Annotated in this window: 30 protein-coding genes and 1 tRNA gene; 16 read left to right on the top strand and 15 right to left on the bottom strand. The window is 39.8% G+C overall.

Features of this window, described 5'->3' with window-relative positions; translation table 11 throughout:
- The first annotated feature begins 14 nt into the window (after window positions 1-14).
- The 10 genes from AC2D3N_RS23805 (at window position 15) to AC2D3N_RS23760 (ending at window position 10,305) form a co-directional block, all read left to right on the top strand.
- On the top strand, window positions 15-1,421 hold the full coding sequence (locus tag AC2D3N_RS23805) for a ferredoxin:protochlorophyllide reductase (ATP-dependent) subunit N (protein WP_484692363.1): 1,407 nt from the start codon (window positions 15-17) through the stop codon (window positions 1,419-1,421).
- An 83-nt stretch (window positions 1,422-1,504) separates the two neighbouring features.
- On the top strand, window positions 1,505-1,672 hold the full coding sequence (locus AC2D3N_RS23800) for a type II toxin-antitoxin system HicB family antitoxin (RefSeq protein WP_484692362.1): 168 nt from the start codon (window positions 1,505-1,507) through the stop codon (window positions 1,670-1,672).
- 8 nt (window positions 1,673-1,680) lie between these two features.
- On the top strand, window positions 1,681-2,760 hold the full coding sequence (locus AC2D3N_RS23795) for a DUF262 domain-containing protein (RefSeq protein ID WP_484692361.1): 1,080 nt from the start codon (window positions 1,681-1,683) through the stop codon (window positions 2,758-2,760).
- The gene (locus tag AC2D3N_RS23790; RefSeq protein WP_484692360.1) at window positions 2,760-3,875 is read left to right on the top strand and encodes an AAA family ATPase; all 1,116 of its coding nucleotides are present in this window, start codon (window positions 2,760-2,762) and stop codon (window positions 3,873-3,875) included. Before AC2D3N_RS23795 ends, AC2D3N_RS23790 begins: the two co-directional genes overlap by 1 nt.
- Window positions 3,859-4,308, top strand: coding sequence for a hypothetical protein (locus AC2D3N_RS23785; RefSeq protein ID WP_484692359.1), 450 nt, complete (start codon window positions 3,859-3,861; stop codon window positions 4,306-4,308). The genes AC2D3N_RS23790 and AC2D3N_RS23785 overlap by 17 nt, the downstream gene beginning before the upstream one ends.
- Before the next feature lie 87 nt (window positions 4,309-4,395).
- Window positions 4,396-4,689 (top strand): hypothetical protein, encoded by a 294-nt coding sequence (locus AC2D3N_RS23780; protein WP_484692358.1) that lies wholly within the window; start codon window positions 4,396-4,398, stop codon window positions 4,687-4,689.
- 107 nt (window positions 4,690-4,796) lie between these two features.
- Window positions 4,797-6,236, top strand: a complete 1,440-nt coding sequence (locus AC2D3N_RS23775) for a sensor histidine kinase (RefSeq protein ID WP_484692357.1) — start codon at window positions 4,797-4,799, stop codon at window positions 6,234-6,236.
- Between the two features lie 138 nt (window positions 6,237-6,374).
- The gene (locus AC2D3N_RS23770) at window positions 6,375-8,645 is read left to right on the top strand and encodes a heavy metal translocating P-type ATPase (protein WP_484692356.1); all 2,271 of its coding nucleotides are present in this window, start codon (window positions 6,375-6,377) and stop codon (window positions 8,643-8,645) included.
- A 155-nt stretch (window positions 8,646-8,800) separates the two neighbouring features.
- Window positions 8,801-9,322 carry a cupredoxin domain-containing protein gene (locus AC2D3N_RS23765; RefSeq protein ID WP_079680170.1) on the top strand — a complete coding sequence of 174 codons (522 nt, stop codon included), beginning with the start codon at window positions 8,801-8,803 and terminating at the stop codon, window positions 9,320-9,322.
- A gap of 23 nt (window positions 9,323-9,345) precedes the next feature.
- Complete coding sequence (locus tag AC2D3N_RS23760) at window positions 9,346-10,305, top strand: F510_1955 family glycosylhydrolase (RefSeq protein WP_484692355.1); 960 nt, start codon at window positions 9,346-9,348, stop codon at window positions 10,303-10,305.
- Between the two features lie 47 nt (window positions 10,306-10,352).
- Here AC2D3N_RS23760 and AC2D3N_RS23755 read toward each other — a convergent pair whose 3' ends face one another.
- Window positions 10,353-10,958 carry a Uma2 family endonuclease gene (locus tag AC2D3N_RS23755; protein WP_484692354.1) on the bottom strand — a complete coding sequence of 202 codons (606 nt, stop codon included), beginning with the start codon at window positions 10,956-10,958 and terminating at the stop codon, window positions 10,353-10,355.
- A gap of 630 nt (window positions 10,959-11,588) precedes the next feature.
- Window positions 11,589-11,798, bottom strand: coding sequence for a GmrSD restriction endonuclease domain-containing protein (locus AC2D3N_RS23750; protein ID WP_484692353.1), 210 nt, complete (start codon window positions 11,796-11,798; stop codon window positions 11,589-11,591).
- Between the two features lie 328 nt (window positions 11,799-12,126).
- Between AC2D3N_RS23750 and AC2D3N_RS23745 the strand changes: the two genes are divergently transcribed.
- On the top strand, window positions 12,127-13,620 hold the full coding sequence (locus tag AC2D3N_RS23745) for a hypothetical protein (protein WP_484692352.1): 1,494 nt from the start codon (window positions 12,127-12,129) through the stop codon (window positions 13,618-13,620).
- 187 nt (window positions 13,621-13,807) lie between these two features.
- On the opposite strand, the gene AC2D3N_RS23740 is transcribed toward AC2D3N_RS23745, so the two are convergent.
- The 3 genes from AC2D3N_RS23740 to AC2D3N_RS23730 form a co-directional block, all read right to left on the bottom strand.
- The gene (locus AC2D3N_RS23740; protein WP_484692351.1) at window positions 13,808-14,857 is read right to left on the bottom strand and encodes a VapE domain-containing protein; all 1,050 of its coding nucleotides are present in this window, start codon (window positions 14,855-14,857) and stop codon (window positions 13,808-13,810) included.
- A 117-nt stretch (window positions 14,858-14,974) separates the two neighbouring features.
- Complete coding sequence (locus AC2D3N_RS23735) at window positions 14,975-15,469, bottom strand: hypothetical protein (RefSeq protein ID WP_484691985.1); 495 nt, start codon at window positions 15,467-15,469, stop codon at window positions 14,975-14,977.
- Between the two features lie 542 nt (window positions 15,470-16,011).
- Window positions 16,012-16,710: a hypothetical protein gene (locus AC2D3N_RS23730; RefSeq protein WP_484692350.1), complete on the bottom strand. Its 699-nt coding sequence runs from the start codon at window positions 16,708-16,710 to the stop codon at window positions 16,012-16,014.
- A 164-nt stretch (window positions 16,711-16,874) separates the two neighbouring features.
- Between AC2D3N_RS23730 and AC2D3N_RS23725 the strand changes: the two genes are divergently transcribed.
- Entirely contained in the window at window positions 16,875-17,069 is a 195-nt protein-coding gene (locus AC2D3N_RS23725; RefSeq protein WP_484692349.1) for a ribbon-helix-helix domain-containing protein, read from the top strand.
- 317 nt (window positions 17,070-17,386) lie between these two features.
- On the opposite strand, the gene AC2D3N_RS23720 is transcribed toward AC2D3N_RS23725, so the two are convergent.
- From AC2D3N_RS23720 to AC2D3N_RS23695, 6 genes are all read right to left on the bottom strand, one after another.
- Window positions 17,387-17,650 carry a hypothetical protein gene (locus AC2D3N_RS23720; protein ID WP_484692348.1) on the bottom strand — a complete coding sequence of 88 codons (264 nt, stop codon included), beginning with the start codon at window positions 17,648-17,650 and terminating at the stop codon, window positions 17,387-17,389.
- 592 nt (window positions 17,651-18,242) lie between these two features.
- A tRNA-Pro gene (locus tag AC2D3N_RS23715) sits at window positions 18,243-18,316 on the bottom strand.
- Between the two features lie 49 nt (window positions 18,317-18,365).
- Window positions 18,366-18,731 (bottom strand): DUF1818 family protein, encoded by a 366-nt coding sequence (locus tag AC2D3N_RS23710; RefSeq protein WP_484692347.1) that lies wholly within the window; start codon window positions 18,729-18,731, stop codon window positions 18,366-18,368.
- A 10-nt stretch (window positions 18,732-18,741) separates the two neighbouring features.
- Window positions 18,742-19,356: a hypothetical protein gene (locus AC2D3N_RS23705; RefSeq protein ID WP_144017805.1), complete on the bottom strand. Its 615-nt coding sequence runs from the start codon at window positions 19,354-19,356 to the stop codon at window positions 18,742-18,744.
- Window positions 19,357-19,439: 83 nt separating this feature from the next.
- Complete coding sequence (locus AC2D3N_RS23700; RefSeq protein WP_079680173.1) at window positions 19,440-19,673, bottom strand: DNA-directed RNA polymerase subunit omega; 234 nt, start codon at window positions 19,671-19,673, stop codon at window positions 19,440-19,442.
- Between the two features lie 98 nt (window positions 19,674-19,771).
- On the bottom strand, window positions 19,772-20,662 hold the full coding sequence (locus AC2D3N_RS23695) for a LysM peptidoglycan-binding domain-containing M23 family metallopeptidase (RefSeq protein ID WP_484692346.1): 891 nt from the start codon (window positions 20,660-20,662) through the stop codon (window positions 19,772-19,774).
- A 195-nt stretch (window positions 20,663-20,857) separates the two neighbouring features.
- Here AC2D3N_RS23695 and AC2D3N_RS23690 point away from each other — a divergent pair, with 195 nt between their 5' ends.
- Window positions 20,858-22,078: an HhoA/HhoB/HtrA family serine endopeptidase gene (locus AC2D3N_RS23690; protein ID WP_484692345.1), complete on the top strand. Its 1,221-nt coding sequence runs from the start codon at window positions 20,858-20,860 to the stop codon at window positions 22,076-22,078.
- Here AC2D3N_RS23690 and AC2D3N_RS23685 read toward each other — a convergent pair.
- Entirely contained in the window at window positions 22,075-22,416 is a 342-nt protein-coding gene (locus tag AC2D3N_RS23685; RefSeq protein WP_079680176.1) for a DUF760 domain-containing protein, read from the bottom strand. The two genes, AC2D3N_RS23690 and AC2D3N_RS23685, sit on opposite strands and share 4 nt — an antisense overlap.
- Window positions 22,417-22,465: 49 nt before the next feature.
- A complete protein-coding gene (gene scpB, locus AC2D3N_RS23680) occupies window positions 22,466-23,011 on the bottom strand; it encodes an SMC-Scp complex subunit ScpB (RefSeq protein ID WP_484692344.1) in 546 nt (181 codons plus the stop codon).
- A gap of 336 nt (window positions 23,012-23,347) precedes the next feature.
- On the opposite strand from scpB, the gene AC2D3N_RS23675 reads away from it, so the two are divergent.
- Both AC2D3N_RS23675 and AC2D3N_RS23670 read left to right on the top strand, forming a co-directional pair.
- Window positions 23,348-23,563, top strand: a complete 216-nt coding sequence (locus AC2D3N_RS23675) for a hypothetical protein (protein ID WP_484692343.1) — start codon at window positions 23,348-23,350, stop codon at window positions 23,561-23,563.
- 184 nt (window positions 23,564-23,747) lie between these two features.
- Entirely contained in the window at window positions 23,748-24,593 is an 846-nt protein-coding gene (locus tag AC2D3N_RS23670) for a M28 family peptidase (protein WP_484692342.1), read from the top strand.
- Between the two features lie 171 nt (window positions 24,594-24,764).
- On the opposite strand, the gene mazF is transcribed toward AC2D3N_RS23670, so the two are convergent.
- Together mazF and AC2D3N_RS23660 are read right to left on the bottom strand one after the other, a co-directional pair.
- Window positions 24,765-25,106 carry an endoribonuclease MazF gene (gene mazF / locus AC2D3N_RS23665; RefSeq protein ID WP_484692341.1) on the bottom strand — a complete coding sequence of 114 codons (342 nt, stop codon included), beginning with the start codon at window positions 25,104-25,106 and terminating at the stop codon, window positions 24,765-24,767.
- Entirely contained in the window at window positions 25,103-25,345 is a 243-nt protein-coding gene (locus AC2D3N_RS23660; RefSeq protein ID WP_484692340.1) for an AbrB/MazE/SpoVT family DNA-binding domain-containing protein, read from the bottom strand. The genes mazF and AC2D3N_RS23660 overlap by 4 nt, the downstream gene beginning before the upstream one ends.
- Window positions 25,346-25,622: 277 nt before the next feature.
- Between AC2D3N_RS23660 and AC2D3N_RS23655 the strand changes: the two genes are divergently transcribed.
- Window positions 25,623-25,748 carry a hypothetical protein gene (locus AC2D3N_RS23655; RefSeq protein WP_484692339.1) on the top strand — a complete coding sequence of 42 codons (126 nt, stop codon included), beginning with the start codon at window positions 25,623-25,625 and terminating at the stop codon, window positions 25,746-25,748.
- Window positions 25,749-25,883 lie beyond the last annotated feature (135 nt).

Here is a 25,883-nt window from a genome sequence, read left to right as displayed (position 1 = left end):
AAGAGGAGAACATTATGACCGTTGCTCAACCACAACCGGAAGGTTTAAGCTTTGAGTGTGAAACCGGAAATTATCACACCTTTTGTCCAATTAGTTGTGTCGCTTGGTTATACCAAAAAATTGAAGATAGTTTCTTTTTAGTAATTGGGACAAAAACCTGCGGCTATTTTCTGCAAAATGCCATGGGGGTGATGATTTTTGCTGAACCCCGTTATGCCATGGCAGAATTAGAAGAAGGGGATATTTCCGCTAAACTCAATGATTATGATGAATTAAAGCGGTTGTGTTTACAAATTAAACGCGATCGCAACCCCAGTGTGATTGTTTGGATAGGTACTTGCACCACTGAAATTATTAAAACGGATTTGGAAGGGTTAGCGCCGAAATTAGAATCTGAACTGGGAATTCCGATTGTGGTTGCCCGGGCTAATGGGTTAGATTATGCCTTTACTCAAGGGGAAGATACGGTATTAGCAGCCATGGCCGCCCGTTGTCCCGATAAAGCACCCGTAGCAGAAACGGAAAAAAATGAACGGAATGCCATTCAAAAATTAATGAATTTTGGCAGACAAAAAGAAGATGTTGCTCAAGAAGAATCGGAATATGCAAGTCATCCGCCGTTAGTTTTATTTGGCTCTTTACCCGATCCGGTTGTTACTAATTTAACCTTAGAATTGAAGAAACAGGGGATTAAAGTTTCCGGGTGGTTACCTGCAAAACGTTATACAGAATTACCTGTATTAGAAGAAGGGTATTATGTAGCAGGAGTTAATCCCTTTTTATCTCGAACTGCAACAACATTAATGCGGCGTCGTAAGTGTAAATTAATTGGTGCGCCGTTCCCGATTGGCCCCGATGGAACTCGAGCTTGGATTGAAAAAATCTGTTCTGTTTTTAATATTGAACCCCAGGGTTTAGATGAACGGGAAGCGCAAATTTGGGCGAGTATGGAAGATTATCTTCAAATTGTTCGGGGAAAATCGGTGTTTTTCATGGGGGATAATTTATTAGAGGTTTCCTTAGCCCGGTTTTTAATTCGGTGTGGGATGACTTGCCCAGAAATTGGGATTCCTTATATGGATAAACGGTATCAAGATGCAGAGTTAAAACTATTAGAAAAAACCTGTCATGAGATGGGAGTTCCTCTGCCAAGAATTATGGAAAAACCGGATAATTACAATCAAATTCAACGAATTTATGAGTTAAAACCGGATTTAGTGATTACTGGAATGGCTCACGCTAACCCCTTAGAAGCCCGGGGTATTAATACTAAATGGTCGGTGGAATTCACCTTTGCCCAAATGCACGGGTTCACCAATGCACGGGATATTCTGGAGTTAGTGACTCGGCCGTTACGTCGGAATAACAGTCTCAAGGATTTAGGTTGGGATAAGTTAGTTAAGGAAGATGCAAAGGTTTAATTGGCGAAATTAGCTAAAATCCATCTATGATTATAGGGGCAAGGTAAGACTTGCTCCTATTTTGGTTTACTAGAGGTTAGAAAATGATTAAAGAATTTAATGTACTGATTGAAAAAGATTCTGATGGTTATTTTGTGGCATCAGTTCCTAGTTTAAAAGGTTGTCATACACAAGCAAAATCCCTTGATGAGCTTATAGAACGGATTCAAGAAGCGATAGAACTTTGCCTAGAATTTGAAGATTTTTACTAATAATTATTATGTTATTCAACTCAGATGATGAACTAACAATTTCAGAGTTTTTTGACCCTGATTCTATTAGTGTTTCAACTCGACCCATGACGGTTCAGCAACTTCTAACGAGATTGGAAAATAATCAACTGAATTTAGCGCCAGAGTTTCAAAGAAATCAAGGAATTTGGACTCAAGTAGCTAAAAGTAGATTAATCGAATCTGTTTTAATTCGTTTTCCAATTCCAGCTTTTTATATTGATGCAACAAATGAAGAAGAATGGTTTGTTATTGATGGAATACAACGGTTAACTACTTTTAAAGAATTTTTAATAGAAGAAACCTTAGAATTAAAAAAATTGGAATTTTTAGATCAGCTTAATGGAGCAAAATCTTCCGATATTCCCAATTATTTAAAGCGACGAATTAGAGAAACAGAATTAACTATATTTTTAATTTTAAGAGGAACATCTAAAGATGTTATTTTTAGCTTATATAAAAGAATTAATCGAGGTGGTCTTCCTTTATCATCACAGGAAATACGTTATGCAAAAAATCAAGGTAAAGCGACAAATTTATTAAAATTTATAGCAAACTTAAAATCTTTTAAAAATGTTACGGGTAAGAGTTTAACAGATAAAAGAATGTTGGCTCAGGAGTGTATTTTGAGATTTTTAGCTTTAACTGATAGTCATGCTTTTGAATATAATTTTAAAGATTATGATGTTTTTTTAAATGACAAAATGGCTCAGATAAACCAAATGAGTGAGCCAGAACTTGAATTATTAAGACAGCGTTTTGAACGAGCGATGGATGCAGCTTTTAAAATATTCGGTAAAGATGCTTTTCGTAAACCCAAGTCACCTGAGCGGAAAAGACGGTATCCTATCAATAAAGCTCTATTTGAGGCTTGGTGTGTTAACTTAGATCGATTAGATGATAATGCTATACAAATTTTAGCTGATCGTAAAGATAATTTATATTATAATCTTTTAAATAGAAAACAAAAGGGTGAGTTTGATGCTAAAATTTATAGAGAGACAGGAAATAAAGAAAGTGTAAAAAAACGTTTAGCCCATATTGAAACAATTATTAAGGAAGTGTTGTAATGATTAAAAATTTACGGCTAATCAATTTTAAATCTTTTCAAGATCAAAGCATTTCTTTTAAACATTTGACTTTATTATCAGGTTTGAATAGTACAGGAAAATCTTCAGTATTACAAGCTTTGATGCTGTTACGTCGTTCATACCAGAGAGACTTGCTTCCTGACAAGGGTTTAATTTTAAACGATGAACAAGTCTATATTGGTGCAGGACAAGACGCACTTTTTGAGTATGCAGAAGATGAATTAATTGGATTTGAAATAGATTTAGAAAATGAACAGAAAGGAATATGGTGCTTTAATTATGCTAAAGAATTAGATGTTTTAAAGATAGCATCAGAAAAAGTTGATGATAAAATTTATAAATCCCGCCTTTTTAATGATAAAAAATTTCATTACTTAAAAGCAGAACGAATTGGGCCTCAAATATCATACCCAATGTCAGAGGTTGATGTGATTCAAAAAAAGCAACTCGGAATAAATGGAGAGTATGCAACTCATTTTTTAGACGCTTTTGGAAACAAAGATATCCACAATAAAAAATTAAGTCATCCTAAAGCAAAATCAGACAGTTTAAAAGATCAAGTTGATGCTTGGATGGGAGAAATAAGCCCTGGAATTTTAATTAATACTGAACCAAACTTACAAACCCAGCGTGTAACACTTAAATATTCTTTTAAAAGAAGTAGAGGTTATAGTCCATTTAATGTGGGTTTTGGAGTCACATATACTTTACCTATTTTAGTAGCAATTCTGGCTTCAGAACCTAAAACTTTAATTCTTGTTGAGAATCCAGAATCTCATCTGCATCCTAAAGGACAATCTCATATTGGTGAATTGTTAGGAATTGCAGCGAGTTGTGGGATTCAAGTTGTTGTGGAAACCCATAGTGATCATGTGTTAAATGGGATTTGTTTGGCTGTTAAGCGTAGTGAAGTTAATTATAAAGATGTGCAAATTCACTATTTTCAACGTGAAAAAAGCAATGAAAAGATGGCAACAGAAATAATATCTCCTAATATTGATGAAGATGGGCGGATTGACCAATGGCCTGAAGGGTTCTTTGATCAACGTGAAAATGACTTAATGGAGCTAACTTATAATGTATGTCGTGATTAATGAGCTTTCATTCATTGGACAAGCTGAAAATAGTTATGATGAAGCAGATAACCTGATGAGTGTTGTATTTGGAATCATCGAAGCACTCGATCATATTTATAAAGGAATTACAATTAAAATACATACTAATTTTTATGCTTGTAAAATCTCTAAAAATTTAACAGTGCAACAATGGTTACTTAACAAAATAAAGTTAGATCCTAAAAATAACAAAGTCAAGATCTTTTTAGATAAAACTAGCAAAGGCCCTTTTATAGATAAAGAAATGAGAAAAAATCTGGGAGAATATAATAATTTTTTTAAATGCTTTTTTATTCAAAAAGAATTGGATAAAAAACGTGTTGATATTTCCGAAAGTTCTCTAGCAGGTTTCGTTTATTTTCATAAATCCGAAAATAACAATATAATTAAAATTGATAAAGTTATTAGTTAACCAACACAAAAGCCTAATTTCTCAAGTGAATATATTGAAGTTATATTTACCACAGATGGAAAATATAAGTCAATAAAAATTCATAATTTGACTACGATTAGTCAAGCTCATAAGTTACGACTTAAATATGATCCCAGTCCTAAACATCGACAGAAAGGAGAAAGAGGAAAAAAAGGTACTAAGATGGATTTAGGTGATATAGAAGCTCAAGAAGTCTTAGATGAAAGCTATATTAATAATTGGCGTGAAGGGAAAAAATTTTACGGCTACAGAAATAGTCAGTTTTATGAATTTCAACCTGATAATGTTGGTGGTTATCATGGATACCCTGTTGAACGTAATGAAGTTCCTAGTCAGGTTCTTAAAAAGATGAAACTATAAACAATAGATTAGATTAAACATAGCAGAATTTAAACTCGGTAATTAATAGCTTAAATTCAGACAATAGAATTATAACCTATTTATAGATTAGCAAATTTTTAAAACTTATGTTTCAAGCCACCCGACGACGGTTAGCGATTTGGTATACGGCAGTTACCGCTATTTTATTATTACTATTCGCCAGTGGATTTTATTTCTATGTGCGAAATACCTTAATTGAACGGATTGATGATACCTTAAATCACGTTGTGGAGGTGGTAGAACGTTCTTTGGTAATTGAACCCGTAACGACGCCTCCGGCCATGTCTCCGGCGGTTTTAGGAGGTCAATTTCAAGTGAATGTTGAAGCGAGTTTTAGAAATAATTTGAACACCGTTGAAGATGATCATATTGATATTGAATGGTTTAGTCAAACAGGGGAATTATTATGGTCTACTTTTTCCCAACCTTTAGATATTCCGCTTCATCCGAACCGCAGTGGGGAAACCGTACATATTTCTGAAGATAATAATGTTTCAGAAATGATTTTAAGACAGGTGACTGATCGGGTGGAAATCGGACGACAAGTATTAGGCTATTTGCGAGTTAGTCATCCTTGGTTTGAAGTGACAAAACCCATTCAGCAGTTAATTTTTGATTTGGTTTTAGGCACAATTTTAATGTTGATTGGTGTAGCTACTATTGGCTGGTTTTTATCGGGTTTAGCTATAGAACCTGTGCGGGATTCTTACCAACGGTTAAAACAATTTACTGCCGATGCGTCCCATGAATTAAGAAGTCCAATTGCGATGATTCAAACCAATGTACAAGTGGCTTTAGCTGAACCTAATTTATCCAGTTCTGAACAACAACACCTACAAGTTATTGAACGAATTACCCGCCGTTTAGGTCGGTTGGTGGATGATTTATTGTTTTTAGCTAGACAGGATAGCGGCATTGTTCAACCTCAATTTATTTCTCTACCATTGGATGGGTTATTGATGGAAGTAGTGGAAGAACAAATGGCGATCGCAACTCAAGAAGGAATTCAACTTTCCTTAGATTTTATTGAGGATATTCAGGATAGTATTATTAATTTAGATAGTCATTATTCCCAGGAAAATGAACCCTTTACTTTAGAGGGAGATTGGGATCAATTGGTGCGATTATTTACGAATTTAGTCAGTAATTCGGTACAGTATACTCCTGCCGGGGGTGAGATTAAAATTGAATTAAAATATATAACTAAACCCAAGCGACAAGCTACCTTAGGAAAGGTGACAGAATCTTGGGAAAAATCAAATTCAATCTTGAAATTTGAAGGATTACAAGTTATAATCAAAGACACAGGAATTGGCATTCCAACTGAAGCATTACCTAATATTTTTGATCGGTTTTATCGGGTTGATCCCTCTCGTACCCATCGCCATCGGGGGGGGTCGGGTTTGGGTTTGGCGATCGCTCAAGCTATCGTGGAAAACCATCACGGTCAAATTTATTTAGACAGCCAAATTAACCAAGGAACAACCGCTACAGTCCTTTTACCCCTGCATTCTAGCGGGTTATAGGCGATGGGGAATTTAATTTTCCATTTCCCCTTGACACTCCAGTAGAGAGGAGACTTTAGAATAAAAATCAACAACATTGTGGGGTGTTTAAACCGAGGAAACGCACCACTGAAATGAACTCAAACGGGAGTTTCAACGATGAAAACAAGCTATTTACGATTAAAAGGAATGGGGTGCGCCTCCTGCGCCAATACCATCGAAACAGCGATTCAAAATATTGCTGGGGTTGGGATTTGTCACGTTAATTTTGGGGCCGAACAAGCAACAGTTGAATTTGATTCTACTCAAACAACTATTGAGCAAATTCAACAAGCGGTTACGGATGCGGGATATACGGCTCAACCCATAGAAGATACAACATCTGATCTTGAAAATAGTGAAAAAGATAATAGAGAAATTGAGAAAAAGTTAACCCAAAAAGTTTTAATTAGTGCCATTATCAGTGTGTTTTTAGTCATCGGAGGATTACCGATGATGACGGGTTTAAATTTACCCTTTATTCCCCCCTGGATGCACAACCCTTGGTTACAATTAATCCTGACTACGCCGATTTTATTTTGGTCGGGTCAATCTTTTTTTCTCGGAGCTTGGAAAGGGTTAAAACGTCATCAGGCGGACATGAATACCTTAATTGCCGTAGGAACAGGAGCCGCTTATTTGTACTCTGTTTTTGTTACCTTTTTTCCACAATTTTTTCTGAATCAAGGGTTATCGGCGGATGTTTATTATGAATCGGCGGTTGTAATTATTACCCTAATTTTACTGGGGCAATTATTGGAACATCGCGCCCGGGGAAAAACCTCCGATGCGATTAAAAAATTAATGGGATTACAAGCTAAAACTGCCCGGGTAATTCGGTCTGGAGTAGAAATTGATCTCCCCATTGAAACTGTTAATTTGGGGGATATTATTCGGGTACGTCCCGGGGAAAAAATCCCCGTTGATGGGGAAGTCATTGAAGGTAATTCTACGGTAGATGAAGGGATGGTGACGGGGGAAAGTATTCCCGTTGAAAAATATCCTGGGGATGAAGTGATTGGAGCTACAATTAATAAAATGGGAAGTTTTATATTTCGAGCTTCACGGGTGGGAAAAGATACGGTATTAGCCCAAATTGTGCAGTTAGTTCAACAGGCCCAGGGTTCAAAAGCGCCGATTCAAAAATTAGCAGATCAGGTTACAGGTTGGTTTGTTCCGGTTGTAATTGCGATCGCGATCACAACTTTTATTCTCTGGTTTAATTTAACGGGAAATCTAACTTTAGCTATTACCACAACCGTTGGGGTTTTAATTATTGCTTGCCCCTGTGCATTGGGATTAGCCACACCGACTTCTGTGATGGTTGGAACGGGTTTAGGGGCAGAACATGGGATTTTAATTAAAGGAGCCGATAGTTTGGAATTAGCCCATAAAATTCAAACGATTGTATTAGATAAAACCGGAACCATTACCGCCGGAAAACCTACCGTAACCCACTATATAACAATTGGAGGAACAAACAACGATCATGAATTAAAATTATTACAATTAGCCGCAGCGATTGAACAGCAATCGGAACATCCCTTAGCAGAAGCAATTGTTGAATATGCTAAAACTCAGGGGGTTGATTTTCCCTTACCGGAAATTAACAATTTTCAAGCCTTAGCTGGAATGGGAGTTCAAGGTTATAGTTCGGATCAGTTAGTACAAATTGGAACCTCTCGCTGGATGGAAGAATTAGGAATAAATACGGAACTTTTACAACAGTATCAATCAAGTTGGGAGTCGGAAGGAAAAACCACGACTTGGATAGCAATTAATGGGAAAATAGAAGGATTATTTGCTATTTCAGATGCACTAAAACCGACTTCAAAGCCTGCAATTCAAGCCTTACAAAAAATGGGGTTAGAGGTAGTAATGTTAACGGGAGATAATCAAAAAACTGCCCAAGCGATCGCCTCGGAAGTGGGAATTAAACGGATCTTTGCAGAAGTTCGTCCTGACCAAAAAGCTAATATCATTAAATCCCTGCAAACTGAACGGAAAGGGCAAAAAAAACAGGATCAAATTGTGGCAATGGTGGGGGATGGTATTAATGATGCTCCGGCTTTAGCTCAAGCGGATGTGGGAATTGCAATTGGTACAGGAACAGATGTAGCGATCGCGGCGAGTGATATTACCTTAATTTCAGGGGATTTAATGGGGATAGTTACGGCGATTAAACTGAGTAAAGCTACCTTAAATAATATTCGCCAAAATCTGTTTTTTGCCTTTATCTATAACTCGGCGGGAATCCCAATTGCAGCAGGAATTTTGTATCCTTTAACCGGTTGGTTACTCAATCCCATTATTGCCGGAGGAGCCATGGCATTAAGTTCAATTTCTGTTGTTACGAATGCGTTAAGATTACGTCAGTTTAAACTGAATTAATTTCTAAAAAAAGAACGGGAAATAGGTAATGGGTAATGGGTTTTGGACTAATAACTGGTAAGTAAGGGCGGGTTCATCGAGATGTGCGGTGATTAACAAAGATCTAAAAGAACCCGCCCCTACAAATGGGTTTGATATAATCAGGAGAGGAAATCATGAACAAAAAACTAAAAATCGGATTACAATTGAGCGGAATTTTCCTATCGATTTTAATGGGAAATTCTGCCCCAGTGCGGTCAATGGAATCCCATACAGAACCCGCTAATAATCAATTGCGGACTATTGAACAGCCGTTATCAACTAAAATGGCGGTTACTGCGGGGGGATTAGCCTTAATTGGATTAGAACTTTGGTGGTTTTTATTGAGTAAACCTAAAGCCAAAAAAGCAATAATTAATCAAGATACTCAAGAATTAGATATTTTAGTGGATGGAGGTTATCAACCTAACCGTATTACCGTTCAATTGGGTAAAAAAGTCCGTCTGAACTTTATTCGCAAAGATCCCAGTCATTGCTTAGATAAAGTGCTGTTTCCTGACTTTAACATTGCTCAAGATTTACCCCTGAATCAAACGACAACTATTGAGTTTATACCGGAAGAATCGGGAGAATATACCTTTAGTTGTGGGATGAATATGATTCGAGGAATCTTAGAAGTTCAGCATCAGTTACCTTAACCTTATTATCATCAGCAAAAATCATGAAAACCTTACAAAATTTGGGACTTTTGATCCTTGCGTTATCTCTAATCAGTTGCTCGTCTCCCCAGTCTAAAGTTGAAACTCAACCCAATTCTGTTGTAACTTCAACCCCTAAAATTTCTACAACAAAACCGCCCACAGTGACCTTAACTCCAGCAACAGATTGGCAAAGGGAGAATCATATTCATGGGATAGCAATTGATCCGAATAATCCTAATATTTTATATATTGGAACCCATCATGGATTAATCCAATATTCTCAAGATAAAAAATGGTCTTGGGTTGGTAAAGATCGTTCCGATTATATGGGATTTGCTGCCCATCCCACGGATAGTAACCGTCTCTATTCTAGCGGACATCCCCACACCGGAGGAAATTTAGGATTTCGAGTCACAGAAGATTACGGGGAAACTTGGCAAGTTTTGTCTAAATCCGGGGTTGATTTTCATGCTTTAGCGATTTCTAGTAGTAATCCTAATCTGATTTATGGTTGGGCAACATCGGGAGATAAGGGATTTTTAGTTTCAAAAGATGGCGGTAAAAATTGGGAGTCGATTACCCCAGTTGGTTTGGATCATGGGGTCTTTAGTTTAACCGTTAACCCGCAAAATTCCGATCATATTTTCGCTACTACTCAAGAAGGTTTATATGAAAGTAAAAATGGGGGTAAAAATTGGGAATTAATTCCCGGGACGGATACCAGTTTAATTGTTGGTTTAGCTTTGATTCCAGACAATAATAAAATGGTGATGATTGGATATCGGTTATTAGAATCTGACCCTGGAATTTATCAAAGTTCCGATAGTGGCAAAACTTGGGAAAAATTGGGAACTGGAACCGAAGGTGTTATTGTGTATCTGGCAACTAATCCTAAAAATCCCCAGATTATTTATGGGGTAAATCAGCAAAATGCTGTTTTTCATTCTTCTGATGGGGGAAAATTTTGGCATTCCCTTTAAACCAAACCCAGAAACAGGGCTTCTATAGTAGAGAAACCTGGTTTCTTTCACCCATTAAAAATCTGCACGGCGGTCAAATTTAATTCTGGAAAAACTACCGATTCAACCCTTTCATCTCCTCGAAATAGCTTAATTTGATACTCGGAATCTACTAACTGATAAACCGATAAAGTTGGCTGTTTTGGAGAACCAATATAACGGCTACCACCTAAACCCAAATAATCTACAATCCAATATTCAGCAATGCCTAATGCTTCATAATCAATCATTTTGTGGGCGTAATCATCGCGCCAATTTGTGCTGACAACTTCAACAACTAATTTTATGGAATCTCCTTGAGTAATAACTGATTCTCTTTCCCATCGAGACTCATTCGCTGCTACGGCTTGTTTATCTAATACAATGACATCTGGATCGTAGCCAGAGTTATCGCTAAATTTAATTGTACATTCCTTGGGAATAAAGTAAGGAAGTTGGAGTCGCCTGATTTCTAAACCAAACTCGAACGCCTGAAAACCTGCGCTGGCTGAATGTTTACCAGTTGGATTTGGCATTTCAACAATAACTCCGTTATGTAATTCATAGTGTCCGTTTTCTGGTTTCCATTCCAGAAAGTCATTAAAAGTTATTAACTTGGGTATTGCTTGAGTCATTGGGAAAACCTCATTACCTATTAATTGACAGAAAAATCAGATAAACTACTTCCTACAATCAATCCCTCTACAGACTGAAAATGTCGATCGTAGCTAAACAAAGCTAAACCATGATCAAGTCTATCAAACGGGTCGAAAGGTAACTGATAATTTCAAAAAAACTCTGAAAATTGTTTTTGATGAATATTTATAGCAAGAGGCAATAGGGAATAGGCAATGGGCAATAGGTAAATACTTACTGTGAGCAGCTTTTAGCTTTCAAGAATGTCCTAACAGATGCGGCAACTGCTATACCTAAATGGAACTATCGAGCCGTACCTCAACTCACTCATTAATCCATTTATTGATTTTTCGTTCCTTACTTCAATTTAGCCCTAAAGGGCTTACTACATAAATTCACTTCAGAGCTTGAATTTCCCTAGAGTGAACTTTGTTGTACATTAACAAATTATTGTCGTCAAACCTTTAAATCGATGGACTCTCCCTCTAACAGGGATTATAGCATTTTTTTATGTTTTTGAGGCGATCGCAAAGTTGATTTTTTTTGATTCAGACCCAAGATAATCAATAATTTGATTTTGCTCTTGTAAGCTAGGAATAGGAATAGCTAACAACGCTTCATGCTACAATCTACTCCCTAAAATAATGACCATAATTTGCAACGGCTTGGCGTTCGTGGCTTGACTCGAAATCAGATAGAAATTTACCTGTTAAATCTTGCAAAAGCTCTTGAATTTGTTTGGTTTCCCATTTGTATTCTCTTTGGTAATAGTCAATGGAGTATTTATTCCCCTTCAAAAGCTGGCAAATTGTTTTAGCATCTCCAAGAATCTCTCTCATTATACTATCTCCTCTAAGTAGCTATTGATAGATTTGATCTAACCATAAAGAAGGAAGCGATCACACTTTCCATCTCAAACTCTACCAGTGGAAGTGATCGCTATTGAAAAAAAAAGGACTCCTAGTATGGAATCCTTTCTACTAAATTAATAATGTGGACAAATAATTGATCAAACTGACAGCAATCTGTCACCACAAATTAAACTAAAATAGTTACCGATTTAGAATCGGAGCGACAGGATTTGAACCTGCGAGAAGCTCTAAAACACTGATTCTATCGTAAAAAAATCTACCCAAACTTAATCACTTATTTTAGGTTGGGTAGAAAATGGGTAAACAAGATAATGTGACTGTAGAAGGTTTTGGGACGTTTGGGGATGTTCTAAAGCATTGGCAAGTCATTGAGCCATTAATCCCCAAAGGAACTTCCCAGAAGGTAGAAACACGACTTAACTTTAAGTTTGTTGATCCCTGGAAAGGAGGTAAGCAACGTACGTTAGGCAGTGATTGTGAATGGAGTATCACAGGTATCAATGACTTTTTGGAAAAGTGTATCAAGCTCAGGCAGAAACTGAGCGCCGCTAAACGGGAAGGGATTAATGCTAGTGAATGGGATTTGTGGCTCAAGGAGAATATCTTACCTAGCAACAAGTTAGGAAGTGATGATCGCCTAACCTACCGTCAAATCTTTGAGATTATCGAAAATGAGTATTACAGTGGAAGACACAAATTTACGGGCGAGAAACGATCAAGAGATAGCGTTAGTTATCAAAAAAGTTATCAGACAAGTTATCTGGATTATTTTCTAAAATGCCCTAACTGGGATGATTACCCAAAGTGGGATAACGTCAAAACCTTTTGGGAATCGTTCCCAGAAGATACACGACAATATGAAGCGTTAGGCAAAATTAAAAAAATAATTAGTTATTGCCCTGATAGCGTTAAAAAGGAAATATTACCCAAACTAAACAGAATTAAAGTCGAAAAGCCAAAACCACAAAATACAATAGCTATTGACTGGGAACAATTTTTTAAATGGTTACAGGAACAGGAAAAATTAATTGAACAAATGCCCGAAAAGCAAGCAATGGCAAGGGAGGGATGGTTATGGGTATTTAAGATGTGCATAGCTTACGGGTTAAGGCCCGCAGAGATAATGAGCGCCGCCAACCTGTTCAAACCAATCAGTGATAGTGAAGTTAAAGCCCTGTGGGGCGAAAAGGGTAAAAAGTACGGGGAGTCTAAAGGAACTAATCCAGCGTTCAATGATAAGGTTAACAACCCTAAAATGCTTTTGATCTTAGGCAATGGGTTTATCGTCACTGACACATCTGGAAAAGCACACTTTATCACTAACAAAACAGGGGGGCGGTTCTGTTACCCGTTAATCAAGAATAAGGAAATACTGGGCTATCTCAATATTCAAGCACTACCTCAACAACTACCAGAATACACCCCCAAGGCCAACAGCAAACCCGCTAGTATTGCGGGAGGTTTCACCAATCAATTAGGGGATAAATTGGAAGACTGGAATTGCCCAACTACTCAGGGCTACAGTTTTAGACATCTGGGAAAAATGTTAGGGCTATTATCGGGATTACCTCTAGCGGTTATCGCCAAAAATATGGGGCATACAGAGTTGGCTAGTGAACAGTTTTATAACCGTCAAACAATGGCGACCGCTAATGATTTAGCAGAACAAGCGACAAAATACCCGCTACCCTATCAGGTAGCCATAGGAGAACTAGAATCCTCTGGCTTTAACTTAGACGATCCATCGGTTAAAGCAATTCTGCGAATCATTTACCAGTTAGACGATTAGAACCCAACTAATCTAAATATTTATCAGGCAACCTCTAACCAGGGTTGCTTTTTTATTGGGGCAGTGTCGATAGGGATTGTGAATGTTAATCGCAATTCTTCCCAAGGTATGTATAAAGGGAAGATAGAAAATATTTTTACAGAACCGTAAAAAGTAGACACTTAAAAACCCCGTACAAGCTCCAACACTAGCCTTGATAGGGTTCTATCTCATGCTCATAGACGCTGTTCATCAACCCAGGGATTGAGGCGTTATCCCACATGACCTTATAGATACCCCCCATACCGTCCCGTCGTGGCTCCTCTACTTCAACAACGCTTCCATAAAGTTTATGCCCGTCAACGGTTTTCTGACACGCCTCTATCACCCTGTCACCAACCTTGAACCCTTCTGGTTTAGGCATCGGTACGGGATCTGATTTTATATTTTCAAAGTTTTGTGTTTTTAGCTGTGTAGGCCGTGTAAACTGTGTATCTCCCTCTGTGTCGGGGTTTGAGCTTACACAGTCATCTACACAGCTAGGGGGGGTTGTGTAAGGGGATTGTGTATCTCCCTCTGTATCAGGAACCGTTACTACAGGACGCTTGTAACCCCGTTTACGATTGCCGTTATCATCCTTTAAGTTTTCAGTCTTGACCCATTTTAGTTTGGTCATGACATCGGATATCTCGCTTTGGGCGCGCTTAACCTGACTCAGATTATCCTTGCTAATTCCCATCAGGTTTAATAGTTCATCCGTGGTAACAGTTGCTTTACCCTCTAGGAAGTTCTCAATGTCATCTAACCAGGGGGAAGTCGCCGAAAATGCTTCATTGTTAGCGGTAGATTGTTTCTGTTCAGCGCTGTTCAGATACCACGTTTCGCCACTCTTGTAGGCTTGTACCGCCGCTCCCCATATCGCGTCGCGTTCTTGCTTCAAAAGGTCAATAGGGATCTTTTTAGCCACGGGTATTAACCAGAAGCGGCGGTCGCCTGTGGGGTCACGGAGGACGTCTACAGGGTTGACCCATTCAATACCTTGACCGCTACAGTTTAGGAATTGAACTTGATAGCTCCACTTGCCGTAGCTGTGTTCCATACCAGTTACCCGCGCTGGGAACCAACGCTTTTCGCTAGGGTTATCCCAACTGACTGAGGAAAAAACTTCTACCAATTGACCGATACGATACTCAGGTAATGGGATATCTGTTGACACAAAAAACTCAATTTTGCGTCTTTCAATTTGTGTTACAATCATGTTACAATTCTTTTTAGTTAGTGTTGTAGTTGTACATTTTGATTTGACCCGCCCTGGCATAAAAGGACGGGTTTATGTTTTTGAGTTTTACTCTGTAAAATCTACTCAGTAGAGTAGTTACAATTGAGCCATCAAATTGTTAATAGCTTGGTCTGCTAATTGTTCAGACTTTTCTAAACCTTTACCCATGGCTGCATAACGGGGACGCATCCCATGTAATGCTTTGGCGGTTGTACCCTTGTAGCCTTGAGTTTTAACCTCAAATTCAGCTTCGTTTCTGATCATCCGTTGCCCGTGACGGTTGATTTTTGCCTCGGCTTTTAAGATGACTTCGTGTTTATCGGCTGCTTTTTTAGTAGCAGTAGCATTTTGCTTTTTAACCCGTGCTAACTCGCTTAATCCGTCCGCCTCCTCTGGGGTAAATTCCCGCACACGGTCACAAACTGGCATTGTCCGATAAGTGTCAAAAATTGTTTCCGGTGGGTTGTCAGGGGTGATGGCGTTATCAGCACTGCGTTTGAAAACGTTATCCTTGCTAATCCCTTTATGGGAGCCGTCAACGGGCGCAATTGTTGATGATTTAAAATCATCTCCTCTCAAGAATCCGAGCATAGCTAATCTCCTATGGAATGAGTGTTACACTGATAACTGTTTTGATAAAAAGGGTTAGAATAATTCGTTTGATTCTGTGAACCGTTCTTTAACTTGTTCGACAAATTCATCCCAGTTATCCCAGCCCTCAATAGCTGAGCTATAAACCTCTATAGAAGAAGATTGGGTATAAAGAGTTATCCTGTAATACTCGGGATTAATGAAATACCCGCTTATGTCCCGAGTTGCTATTACAAACTCTTTTTTGTTGTTGGTAGAAAACAATCGTAAACAAGTCATAATGAGTGTTACAGTGATATTGTGACATGAACATTGGTTGCTAAATAAAACCCAGTTAGAAAGCACATCAGGTACAACAAACCAGGGAATAAGTAATCAATAATTCCCTTGGGTTTCATGTTGCCAAAGCTCCCGCTAGAATTTCTTGACCCGCTTCTAACCAGCCGAGATAAACGGCGGCGGTATCTTCGTCTAGTGGCTCCTGTTTGAGTGTTTCAAACTCCCCATCGGTCATAGTCACTCCTATGTAGGGTTCCATCCGTTCAAGGAGTTGTTTCCGCAAGGGTTTCTGATTCTGGTTGGTAACAGTCTTTAAGCAATTGGTCGGGGTGTTCTTTAACCCATTGATTGAGTTTTTTGTCCCACCGATGCCAACCTTCCATGTCACCTTCTAATTCAATTGGTGGGATGGGTTCAGACTTTTTTACAGAATGATCCGTCGCGGTGTTAACGATGGTTTCAATTCGGAATGAATGCCAATGGGTATCAATTCCCTTGGCGTTACAATTACCGTAGTGATCAAAGTACAAGATTTCATAGGCTTGATGACCCGTGGTAAAAGTTGCACCAGGCATCATCCAGGGTTGCCATGCTTCAAACCGTGGATCGGTTTCTGCGAGTTCAGGGAGTTGGCTAGGGTCAACGATTTCAGAACACAGCACCCACTCCCCATCAATCATGGTATGGGTAGGGTTGTCAAAAGGTAAATCTTCAACACTAGGCTGATTAACTGTTACAGCGATATCGGCACTGGGTTCAAACCCCTCTGTTTCATCCTCTGGGTATGACCACTGAGGGATACCCATTGCTTCACAGTGAGTATCTACCGCTACCTTCATCTCCTCAAACTCTGCGATCGCAATCTCCCACGTTGCCTTTTTGGACAAGCTACCGTACTGCCGTACTTCATCAGGGGTTAATCCCAGTGCGGTCGCTTTTGCTTTGAGTTCTGTCAGTGTCATAATTAAAATGCTCCTAGTTATTAGGGGTGAGTACCCGTTAGTAGTCTCAAGTCGCCAAACTTCTCTACTAACGGGTTTTTGTTTGTTCTATAGATACGGTAGACTACTTGCAAGATAATGTCAAGCTACGGTAGTATAGTATTACGAAGCTGTAATGAGGTAACATGATGTCAGTAGTAACAACCCTTCCTGAAGTGGGACAAACAAAATTAGACAGGGTTACTGTCTACCTAGACCCTGAAACTAAGAAAAAACTAGAGGAGTTAGCCAAATTAAAAAAAAGAACCGTGTCTAACCTTGTCTCAGTCCTCATTGATGAGGCGATACAAAATGCAAGCCAAAAAGAAACAGACAACTAACCCACTAACGCCCAAACACTAAAACCCCTGACTAACTATCAGGGGTTATTTTTTTGGCTATTTCACTGTGTAGGCTGTGTAAATGTTGTAATGCTTACAGGGTAATGGTTAGAAGCTATTTAGGATAAAAGTGTTTAATGGGGTTGTGTAGGGTTGTGTAGGGGGGTTGTGTAGGGTTGTGTAGGGGGGTTGTGTAAACCTCTAACCCTTATATATCAATACTTCCCACTTTCTTACACGGCCTACACAGCTATTTTAGTTAAATTTATTTTTTTACCAGCTATACCAGCTTTTGCCTATTTATTGCATGAAAAAAGTTATAGGTTATTGAGTTTGGCTAACGCTTCCTTGATTTCCTTTTTGATGGCACCCCCTGTGTTAGCAGGTAGGGTTAGGGCGTGGGTTAATGTGTCAATGGCGGCGTCTAATTCAGTTTGGCGGTCATAGCTACCCTTATCCAATTTGTGGGCATATTCTAAAACTTTAGGTGCGATCGCTTCTGGTAGTCGGTAGACTTTGATGGGTTTATTTACCCAGGGGGACTTATCTAGTCCAGAGGTGTTAGGAATACGGTTAGGCATAATGATTGCGTCCTCTGTTACGGTAGTTAAAACTTTCTACCGTTCCTATCCTAAAACTTTCTGGTTATCTTCCCAAGCTGCATACAATGGGAAGATTTACAAATTTCTCCAATGGCTGTGACAAAATTTTTAACTTAGCTGAGGATTGGGAGAATATACCCTCTCCCCCTAACCCCTGACAAATATTGATTGGAGGTTTCAGGTAGCAGTCAAGGTGTCTTCAACGTAGTGTGCCTTGACGGGTAACTGAACCGACTTAGAATCAATAGTCGGGTTAGGGGGGGAAACTTGTAGAGATAGTTTATAGGGATTATTCCTTATATATAATTTTCTATTTATCCCATTTGACACTTTTAAATTTATGTGTTAATGGGATTTTTAAGTTTTAAGGGTATAAGTAAAAATTAATTATTTAGGGTTTTAGATTAAATGTCTGTATGGGTAGGTAAAAAGTAATCTACCCAAAATCCTTTCGACTATGATGGATTTGGATAGATTCTGGATAGATTGTCCTGCTTACCTACCTTGGGGTGGTAGGGGTCGCAGGTGATAATCTTGACGCTGTATAGGTTCTATAGTTACTGACTTAGAATCGGAGCGACAGGATTTGAACCTGCGACCCCTACCACCCCAAGGTAGTGCGCTACCAAGCTGCGCTACGCCCCGACACAATTAACTAATGTAGCATAGTAAACAGAAACTTGTCAAGGCTATTTCAAAAGATTTTTAAGGTTTTTGTGGCTTGTACCAATTCCGCCACCACTTCCACGGGCCAAGCACCCTCCGCCCGGCGTCCGGTATTCAAAATCAACTGCACCGTATAAGCATTAGCATAGCCTTCTACCTGCATCCACAACCGATCGCTTTCTGCTTCACAGGCTATTTTTTCTTCATCCATCAACTCAACAGCCATTTGGCTCATGGTATCGGCTAGTTCACCCAACAACCGACAAAAATCATCAAACTCCGCCTGTGTCAGTTCCACCGCCCAGGTATCACCCCCAACTAACCCTTGAAATTCCGGGGCTTGGGGGTTCCAACCCAAACGCCATCCGCTTCCTGTTTTGAGAATTCTTTCCATATTCCCCAGGTTATTTTAGGCCTTGGGCACCTCCCGACTCAGGGGAATTACCGGAGGGGGTTGGCGGTTTAGGGGTGGGTGCAGAAGGAATCGGGTCAATACTAGCCGGATTAGGATTAAATAGACCCGCCAGCGTGTTAACTAACGCATCACGTTCAACTCGATTTAACTGTTGAATGGCTTTTTGATCCCCGATTAAAGGATTTTCTTTTAATACTTCCTGACCGGGATAACTTAACACTAACATCGGTTCATTGACCCCGAGATAATCGGCTAAGGTGAGTTTCCAATCAAAACGATATTGAGTCGGTCGAGCTTTCACATAAATATGATAACGAATTAACCGACTAATCAAGGTATTATCTTCGGCGACTTTCCCCGTTTCCTTGGAAAGATATTGATTTTCCTGGGGTAAATTTGGTAACTGTTCATAGACTTTTTTCCACACCTCTGAGACCCTCACTCGTCCCGATGGGGAGGATATTTCTGATGGAGGAGTTTGGGCGAGTCCCTGAATTTCCAGACCCTCAACAAACCCACCTAAAACAATGAATAGGGTAATCGTAACGGCGAGTAATAAAAAACTTAAAATAACTGGTTTTTGGGGTTTTCGAGATTTCAACATAAACCTATGATTAAGATATCTTGGAGTCTTTATCACCTCGGTGAATGAGGTTTTAAAGACACCCAATACCGCAATTTATCAATCTAACGATCCGCGATAATTTGCGGTTGATTTAGTTCATCGGACATTTCAATAATTGCGCGTAAAACAGGTTTGATGGTGTTCTCATCCCCATTATCAAAATCTTCATACCGACACCGTTTAGCCCGATTTGCGACTTGTACCGTAATCCGATAGCGATTAGTGGCGGCACTGACGAGATCGGCAGCCCGGCGAGTAATTTCTGTTGAGTCTATTTGATGGGAACGCTTGTGCATGAAGTTCACGATTTCCTAACCCTAGAGTTGTGTTTATATCTTATCAAAACTCCAGGAAGTAGGGAATGGACAATGGGCAATACGGTGGAATATCCAGATCATCGTTTCACTTGAACATAGGGATTGGGATCTTCTGCAATCCATCCTAAATCGGAGTTATAACGGATTTCAAAATGGAGATGGGGTTGATCCGTATCTGGTTGTCCCGTCGTCCCGACTGTTCCTAATACATCCCCTAACTTTACCGACTGACCCAATTTCACCCCAACATTGTCCAGATGGGCATAACGGGTTTGTTTCCCCGACCCATGATTAACCACAACTAATTTTCCATACCCCTCCCGTTCTCCCGCAAAGGCTATTTTCCCTGCCCCAACGGATAAAACCGGAGTTCCCACCGTCGCCGTCAAGTCCAAACCACTGTGAAATATCACCTTACCCGAAACGGGATTGAGTTGCCAACCATAACCCATTTGTATTGTTGTCGGTTGGGGTAACGGATAACCTGGTAACACCAATATCGCCACGGTTGGTGGCCCTTTGGGTGACCAATTCACGCCGGGTAAAAATAGGGCTGTTGGTTGGGTTTGACAACCATTCATTTCAAAAACCACATCAGGACGGGCATTATAAGCTCTGACCACTTCCTGCCAACTCCGACCAGGGGGAATATCTACCCGAATCCCATTATGGGGCGGAATCAAAATCTCCTGTCCTATGGGAATCGGCCCCCGTTGTAAAATTGGATTCATCCCCAGTAGGGTTGCTGGAATCAGATTATATTGGCGGGCAATACTTTCGAGGGTATCTTCAGGGGCAATCCGATGAGGTTTTAAACGGGATAATACCGGGGTTGGGCAAACATCTTGAGCTTCTGAGTTAAAGGGTTCATTTGCCTCTACAGACCTTATCCATGGCGTAATACTAACTAATATTCCGATTAGAGCCATCGACCGCAATAATAATATTTCTAAACGTTGAACCCGCATAATCAGTAATTAATCAAATTTAACTTTAAAGAAACCGATTCCCCTGTTAGTGATTGTTAAATAATAATCAGTTATCACCGTAATATGTAGTTTACAGTTATAATCAGATGGTGAAGTCTTTATTTTATTTCTTTCACTGATAACTGATAACTGATTACTGATAACTGATTATTGATTTCCACCACAGCAACAAAGATGGATTTATCATTCAAACAGTTTACGATATACCTGGCCTTAGTCTCATTAGGTGGCGGTGGTGGGTGGCTAGGAAGTCGCTATGTCCAAAATAATAACTCTGCCCAGTTATCAGCGACGGTCGCCATCGTTAAACCTATGCCTGCGGTTTCTCCCCCTAGGGTGACAGAAGATCAGGTGATTGACCGTAGTAGTTCTAATTTTATTGCCGATGCCGCCGAAATTGTTGGCCCGACGGTGGTTAGAATTGATGCGACCCGCAAATCGGCACAAGATGTACCCGATGCCTTTAAAAATCCCCTATTTAAACGCTTTTTTGGCAATCAAATCCCCACACCTGAAGACCGCGTTCGTAGAGGAACAGGTTCAGGATTTATTCTACATTCCGATGGTCGGATAATTACCAATGCCCATGTTGTGGATGGGGCGGATACGGTACAAGTTACCCTCAAAGATGGTCGGGTATTTGAAGGGAAAGTCAAAGGAGTTGACCCGATAACCGATGTGGCGGCGGTGAAAATTGAGGGGAAAGAGTTACCGACCGCCCCGATTGGTTTCTCTGACCATTTGGTTCCGGGTCAGTGGGCGATCGCCATTGGTAATCCCCTAGGATTAGATAATACCGTAACGATTGGGATTATCAGTGCTACAGATCGTTCCAGTACCCAAGTGGGAATTCCTGATAAACGAGTTCGCTTTATTCAAACCGATGCAGCTATTAATCCCGGAAACTCTGGGGGGCCACTTTTAAATGATCAAGGTCATGTGATTGGGATTAATACGGCAATTCGGGCGAATGCTCAGGGTCTAGGATTTGCCATTCCCATCGAAACCGCGATCCGCATCACCAGCCAACTTTTTGCCAAAGGAAAAGCAGATCATCCCTATTTAGGTGTACAAATGGTGCAACTCAACCCGGCGGTGAAAGCGGAAATGAGTCGGCAACTAGAAGTTAAATTAACCCAGGACACTGGGGTAGTTGTGGTGCGGGTGGTAGAGGACTCCCCCGCTGCCCAAATGGGAATTCTGAAAGGGGATATTCTGATAGCGATTGACGGCGTGGCGGTGAATACTCCTGCCCAAGTCCAAGAACAAATTGAAACCAAAACGGTTGGGGAAGAACTTCCCGTCGAAATTAACCGTCAGGGCCAACGACAAACCCTGATGATTAAAACCGCCGTCTTCCCAGAATCCGCCTTAGCCGGGGAATTCAATAATTAATCCGGTGTTTTGGAATCAATCGAAGCGGTGCGGGATAGGTTTTCTTCCAGGTGCATCCGTTGTTCCATTTGGCGTAAAAAGTACCCGGTCATCATTGCCGATGCTAACAGACCCGCTAAGTTTTCGCGGTTGGTTGTAATCTGCACATCAAAGTGATCGGAGGGGAGTACCCCGACTAATCCTTGGACGTTTTTACTAATGATTTCTTTGATTTCCAAACTCGCAGACTGAGCAACTGTCGCCAAAACATCGGGATGTTGACTTTGCAGGTAGGTCAACAACGGATTTTCGGCGGTCTCTTGAACATCAGATTTAAGGAAGTCAGAGTTAAAAACCATGATCTGCGTCTCTATATCATGCTTATGCTATCTATAGTTTATCTTATTTTTACACTTCGCCCGTAGGCTTGGTGTCGAGAACCGGTAAAGGGGCATCCAGGGGTAAATCGTCGCTAAAGTTTAATGAAAGTTGTTGGGGAAGCTGATCAACTTGGAAATACTGATGGAATTTTTTAGTCACTTGTAACCAATGGGAGCGGGAATTAGCTTGTTTGCGTTTCTGAACAAATCCCAGTTCTACGAGTTCGGTGACTTGTTGATAGGCTCCTGACCCTCTTAATTCTACTAAATCGGTTTGGGTAATGCCACCCTTGAGGGCGATCGCTGCTAAAGTTCTTAATGCCCCAACCCCTAACTCCGGTGCTACTAAGCTTTGCATTAATGACCGATAGGCTTCTCGCAGTTGTAAGCTATATCCAGAATCGGTTTCTACGACTTCTAAGGCACTATCCCGATGGGCGTAGTCAGACATCAGTTGAATCAGTGCTTCTTCGACTTCGGTGCGATCGCACCCGGCTAATTCTGCGAGTCCAGCAATGGAAAGCGATTGACCTTTTAAATACAAAATTGCTTCAATTTTCGCCAATAAACTCATTTTGAACAACAGATGAAAGATCACGGTTTGGGGTTCGTAACTGTTGACTGTACACACTTGTCCGTCAAGCGTCAACTTTTAGCCGGGGATTGGTGTTAGAATCCCTGTCTGTACTTACAGTTAACAAAATTTTTGTATATTTTTTCAGCAAATATTATTTGATCCCCTTTCTGTCTAAGACAATATTTTTTTCAACTCTCTAAAGACAGATTTTACTTGGAAACGGCAACTTAATTAAACTTAACAAAAATATAGATGAACTGTAAGTTAGATAACAAAGTTAGGGAAATCGATCATCCATAATTGAGTTTATATAATTATTTGGGATCGATCAACATGAACAGGGAAAATGCAGTTCCCTCAAATTGCCGTAATTGCCTCCACTACAAACCAGAAGGCAGACGGGGAGGAACTTGTCAGATGTTCCACGCGCCTGTCCAAAGTCATTGGAAATCCTGTTCCTTAGCCGCCTTACCCTTTATTTACTTATTGGATCGGGTAGAGACCGAATTTTATGGCATACCCGATGAAAAAGAGCAGAAAGTTTCCTGAACCCAACCCCCAATCAATTTTATCATTAATTAGGACAAAAACCATGACTGACATCGCCAAAAAATCTATAAAAGAAAACAAAAATTGTTGCTGCTTTCCAGTATTAAATTTTGACTAAGTTTCCAGAAACTTGTTTTGAAAATTTATGTTAAAATGGAATTTCAGATTTTTTTAAGATTAATCAATGACCATAAGTTTAAAATCCCAATTAACTCAGCATCTACAACAAATTATTAGAGAACGTGACCCTTATTTGGCTTCTGAGGGTCATTTTTATGTCCGTGAATATATTCGTCAGCAACTCCAACAATGGGGAACTGTGATCACCGATGAGTTTGAGCAAAGAGGAAAAACTCATCAAAATTTAATCCTAAATTTACCTGCTCTTTCCAAATCAAACAATTCTATTATTTTAATTGGTGCCCATTATGATGCTGTACCAGGATGTCCTGGGGCCGATGATAATGGTACAGGAGTTGCGGTTTTATTAGAATTAGCAAAGGCGATCGCAAAACACCCCCTAAAATATCCGGTTCAATGTGTAGCTTTTGATTTAGAGGAATTTGGTTTTCTGGGGAGTCAACATTATGCTCAATCCTTAAAAGAACAAAACCAGTCTATTCGTCTGATGCTCTCCCTAGAAATGTTAGGCTATTGCAATCCTAATCCTAATTCTCAACGCTATCCCCCCGGATTAAAATATTTTTATCCGAATTGTGGGGATTATATTGCTTTAATTGGTAACTTAAAAACTATCCCTGATTTAATTAGAATTAGTCGAGGAATTCGCCAAACTAAAACGCCTTGTGAATGGCTTCCGGTTCCCAACCGAGGAATGATGGTTCCCGATACCAGACGGAGTGATCAGGTTCCCTTTTGGGATTTAGGATATGCAGCAATTATGGTGACAGATACAGCCAATTTACGGAATCCTCACTATCATCAACCGACAGATACTTTAGAAACCCTAGATTTAGATTTTCTTGCTGGAGTTTGTCAAGGTTTATTAGCAGGTTTACGAAGGCTGTAATCCCGGGGGATTTACAGTAAGATGACCCAACTGAACTGTCGCAAAAACCCGGTTTCTGGCCACTTTTACAGTATAGCAGTTGCCACATCTATTAGGACATTCTTGAAAGCTAAAAGCTACTTATAGTAAGTATTTACCTATTGCCCATTGCCCATTCCCTATTGCCTCTTGCTATAACAATGGCTCAATTTTGATTTGCACCTCCTCAATCACATCTTCAGATACAGACTCAACGAATCGAACACCGCGAGCTTTCCAATCTAAACACTTGATTTGATCTGCAAGAATTACTCCCTGAACTTTCAATCCAGTTGGTAGAGGAACTTCAAAAGGATAGCCTTTTTGTTGCTTTGTAATCGGCATAAATAAAGCTAAGGAGCTTTTTTCATTGTAAGCACGAGGCGACAGCACAAAAGCAGGTCTAAGTCCTTTTTGCTCGTGTCCCTTAGTTGGGTCAAAGTCTAAATAAACGATATCGCCTCGACTCGGAATGTAGGGATTTGATTGTGTCACCAAACTTCATTCCCCACAGCAATTCCACTATCAATCTCATTATGAAGATTCTCTGGAGTAATCGCTTCAACCAACTCCTCTAGGGAATATCGCCGACGAGTTATCGGCTCGATTATTAGCTTACCATCTATCAATACAAACTGCACTTGGGAACCTTCAGCTAAGTTAATCTCTTTAGCTAAATGCTGTGGAATCCGAACAGCAAGACTGTTTCCCCACTTTGCGATCGTCGCAACCATAGCCTAATCCTCCAGCTAATGATATTACTCTGAGAAATTCACCATTTTTTATGATGTATATACAGAGTGTCTACAGTATAGCAACTAAGTAAAAGGTTGACAAGGAGCAATATTTTGTTATCTCTTAGTCCGCGTAGGCGGACTTCGTTTATGTAGCTGCGGTTTTAACCGCCGAAGCTTTGTTGGTATTTTCCTAAAATCTTAGCTTCCTGAAGATTTTTCGCGGATTACTGAACTAAATGAACGGTATGCAGATTTACCGGGAGATTTTGCTGATTTGTCTCTAATTGTTATTTCTGAACGGCTGAATATTCCGGCTATTGCTACTTTGGATAGTGATTTTGATGTTTATCGACGTTATCGAAAACAGGCTTTTGAGCGCGTGTTTAGACCTGAAGACTAAAGCAATTTTTATTTATGGTAAAGTTCTGCCTTAAACCTTGATTTATGGCATCACTTGAATAGTCACGTTTTACCAGGTTCTTAATATTCTCTTCATCTCTTAGTCCCCCTCTGCTAAGACTTCGTTTGTGTAGCT

This window comes from Planktothrix sp. PLAVEN19ND, assembly GCF_057220675.1.
This window is presented reverse-complemented; position numbering and strand designations above follow the sequence as displayed.